Source organism: uncultured Clostridium sp., assembly GCF_934754915.1.
GTDB lineage: Bacteria > Bacillota > Clostridia > Clostridiales > Clostridiaceae > Clostridium.
On sequence record NZ_CAKVKB010000236.1, the window covers coordinates 1 to 3,599 of the forward strand.

2 protein-coding genes are annotated in these 3,599 nt (G+C 24.4%); both read left to right on the top strand.

Annotated elements, in window-relative coordinates:
* Window positions 1-595: 595 nt before the first annotated feature.
* Window positions 596-2,614: an Ig-like domain-containing protein gene (locus Q0F58_RS18095; RefSeq protein WP_294379250.1), complete on the top strand. Its 2,019-nt coding sequence runs from the start codon at window positions 596-598 to the stop codon at window positions 2,612-2,614.
* Window positions 2,614-3,599: hypothetical protein (locus tag Q0F58_RS18100; RefSeq protein WP_367118218.1), on the top strand; the 986-nt coding region annotated here is incomplete at its 3' end. The genes Q0F58_RS18095 and Q0F58_RS18100, both read left to right, overlap by 1 nt.

A 3,599-nucleotide genomic window follows, 5' to 3' on the forward strand; every position in this document is an offset into this window, starting at 1 on the left:
TTTTATTAATTCATCCATTACTATCTCTCCTTTGATAATATGTTTTTTTATAGTATAACATACAATAATAAATTCAATTGTCTTATCTCAAACAATTTGCTTTATGAACTCACCATTGTTTATATTCCTTTTTCCTATAGTTTTTTTCAAAAATTATTTCCTTAAATTATTTTCGAAGGTCTTTTACCGAAATTACCCCTTCTTGCAATTGCACATCTTTGTTTCATTTCTCCATTTAATCTATCTAGAATGCATTTTCAAATCCTTTAAGTCCCACACCATTTATTATCTGCATAACTTCATAATCTATACTTCTATATTCTACAATGTTGATATAACTGCAATAAAAATACTAGTCTTTCCATTACCAAACCATATAAGTGCTAAAACAAGCCATGATATAAGATTAACTTTAAATAAGCTTTACAGAAATAGTTTATTTTCATTATATTTTTTAATATTTTTCAATGACAAAATTTGATGATTTTATAATTTCTTTGTCTAATCAATTAAAATATGTTATTATTTATAATATATAAATGTTAAATATTATATTTTTCCTATAAAAGTTAATCAGAAAAGGATGTGAATCTCATTGAAAATAAAAATTATATATTTCTTTATATTTTTAATGTTTATAGTAGTTTTTAATAAATCAATTTCTGTACAGGCATTTACTACAGAAACAAATTCAACAACATCCAGTTCAGTATCATTAAACAAAAATTCTGATAACTTTATAACTGTTTTTAATGAATCTGATTTTTTTGAAAATTTATCGCAAGGAAATAATATAATTCTTAACAATGACATTGAAATTAATTCATATGAAAAAGTTACTACAAGCAGTGCTGTTACAATAAATACAAATGGAAATAAAATAAAGATCTGCTCATCTAGCTTTGTAGAATTCAATGGTCCATTCCAATTTTATTCTGACTATTCTTTTGAATCAAATGACAGCTTTAATACCTCTATATTTACTTGTGAATCTAGAAGCTTTTTGTCATTATCTCATTGTTCTTTAAATCTAAGTGGAAATAATTCTATTGGATTTTATTTATCTAAAGACTGCTGCTTTAATTTATATGATTCTACTATATCAATTAAAGGAAACAATAATACAGGCATATATTCTAATATAAAAATTGATGATTATAATAATTATATCTACCGATGTTTAATTGATATAGATGGATCTTACAATAAAGGAATATATTCAAACGATGATGTTAGATTATTATTTGATAATTTAAAGTGCAAAGGTACAAATTCAGTATCTGTAACAGCGCCAAATATAATTCTTGATTGCAGCAACACAAATGATATTTTAAAAAACTGCAAAAAAATAAACAGAACTGTATCTGCTACAGATATTAAATCAGAATATCAAACTGCTGTAAATTTGGACAATATTCACCTACCAAAATCTATTTTATTATTACTGAAATCAGAAAACGATGATAGTTCAATAGAAGAACTTTCTTTTCCAATAAACTGGGACTACAATTATGATTACAATACTATTGGAGAATATACTGTTTATGGAACTGTACTTTATCCTGATTACAATTTCAATATAAAGGATCTTCCTGAAACTATTGAAACTAAAATACTGGTAAAAGATCCTGATATATTAGATATAAGTTATCTATATGCTATTGAAGCTTCAAAACAATCATATAATATTATAATTGAATTATTAAAATTCCCATTAGAATCAAATGAAAATAAACTTTTCTATTCAACTGATAATTTAGAAACATGGATTGAATACTCTGATGATTACGATTTAAATGAAGATCAACTGCATATATATTATCTCCAATATAATAAGGACTACTATTTTAAATATATTCTTTCAGATGGTACAACTTCTAATATTTTAAAAATCAATATGAGTCCTGATGGTATTCTTAGTAAAATGATTTTAAAGGGAGATAGAGATGGTGGTGATTTAGGAGAAAATTCACCTTCCCAAAATCCTACTATTACAAAAGACATAGACAATAAATCAAATTCTAATAATAATGATGATGATAATTTAAAAAATAATAATCTTATATATAATGAAAACAATAATATAGATAATAAAAATACTAAATCCATAAAAAAATCATCATCAAATCTTGAAATTTTTAACACAGATTCTGATAATACAACAGATTCTCAACCTGACAACATAATAATAATGAATGACAGCGAGCCACATCCAACATTTGTAAATGAAACTTTAGAAACTCCAACTGAGTCTGTTCAAAACATAGTTGTATTATCAAAACCAAATGATTTAGACTTAGACGTTAATTCTCCATCTTCTAATTATGCATCATCATCTAAATCGTATGAAAATGAAAACTACCAAAGTGACAATTATATTAATGAAACTAATGATATTAATTCTGAAGAATATTTAGAAAATGAACCTAATGATGAAATCAATGATGAATTAGAAACCTCTAATAAAATTACTATACATGAAAATAATTCTGATACTTATAATGAAAATACTCATAATAAATACTTTCAAAAAATATTAATTCCATTAGCCGTAACTGGTATTTCTTTGATACTTATTATCAGTTTTATATTTATTAAAAAGAGGATAAAATAATGACTTTAAAAAATAAACTTTGTTTTATATTTACATTGATTCTTATTTGCTTTGTTTCTTTTATAGGATTCACTTTCCTATATTTTATAGATAATAAATATATGGATAAGACAACAATATATTATGGACATAACGGACAAATTGATTTATCTAATAATAATTTTAATGATAATTCTGTCATTCAATTATGTTATAACTGGGATGTATATCCTAATGAATATATTCCATATAATAAAATACACTCCAAAGAAGCTCCTTTAAATATTTTTATAGGTCAATATTCAGGTTTGGACTTTGGAAATAAAAATTCTTCCTATTTTGGAAAGGCAACCTACCATTTAAAAATAATGTTACCAGAAAATGTTCAATTATACACATTAGAACTTCCTGAAATATTTTCATCTTACCAATTATATATAAATGGTAATCTTCTTTCTCAATGCGGAAATATATATAATAGAAATTATCATGGTTCTACTAAAAGTTCATCAGTCTCATTTTTGGCGAAAGATTGTGTTGACATAACTTTGTATGTTGCAAATTATTCAAATATATATGGTGGATTGGTTTATCCACCCGCTTTTGGTTCTCAAGATGGCGTTTCAAAATTATTGATAACACGAATAATATTTAGATGTATGGTTTTATTTATAATTCTTACTCTATGCATTCTATTCTTTTTTGTTGGAATGAAGGCTCATAAGATTTATTTTGTTTACTCTCTGCTTGCTTTAATCTTTATAGGATATTCATCATATCCCATAACACACTGGCTTTTTACTACTGGTATATGGGTTTATCATCTTGAAAGGTTTTGTTCTTACTTTTTCATACTATTAATTCTATATATACACAATAAAATCTTTGATATTGAAAATGAAAATATCTTAACTTTTAAAAGGCAAGGAAAAAAGCAGATAATACTTAAATTACTTTTTTCATTTTCTATAATTATTCTGTTGCTAACATTAGTGCCTGCAAAAAT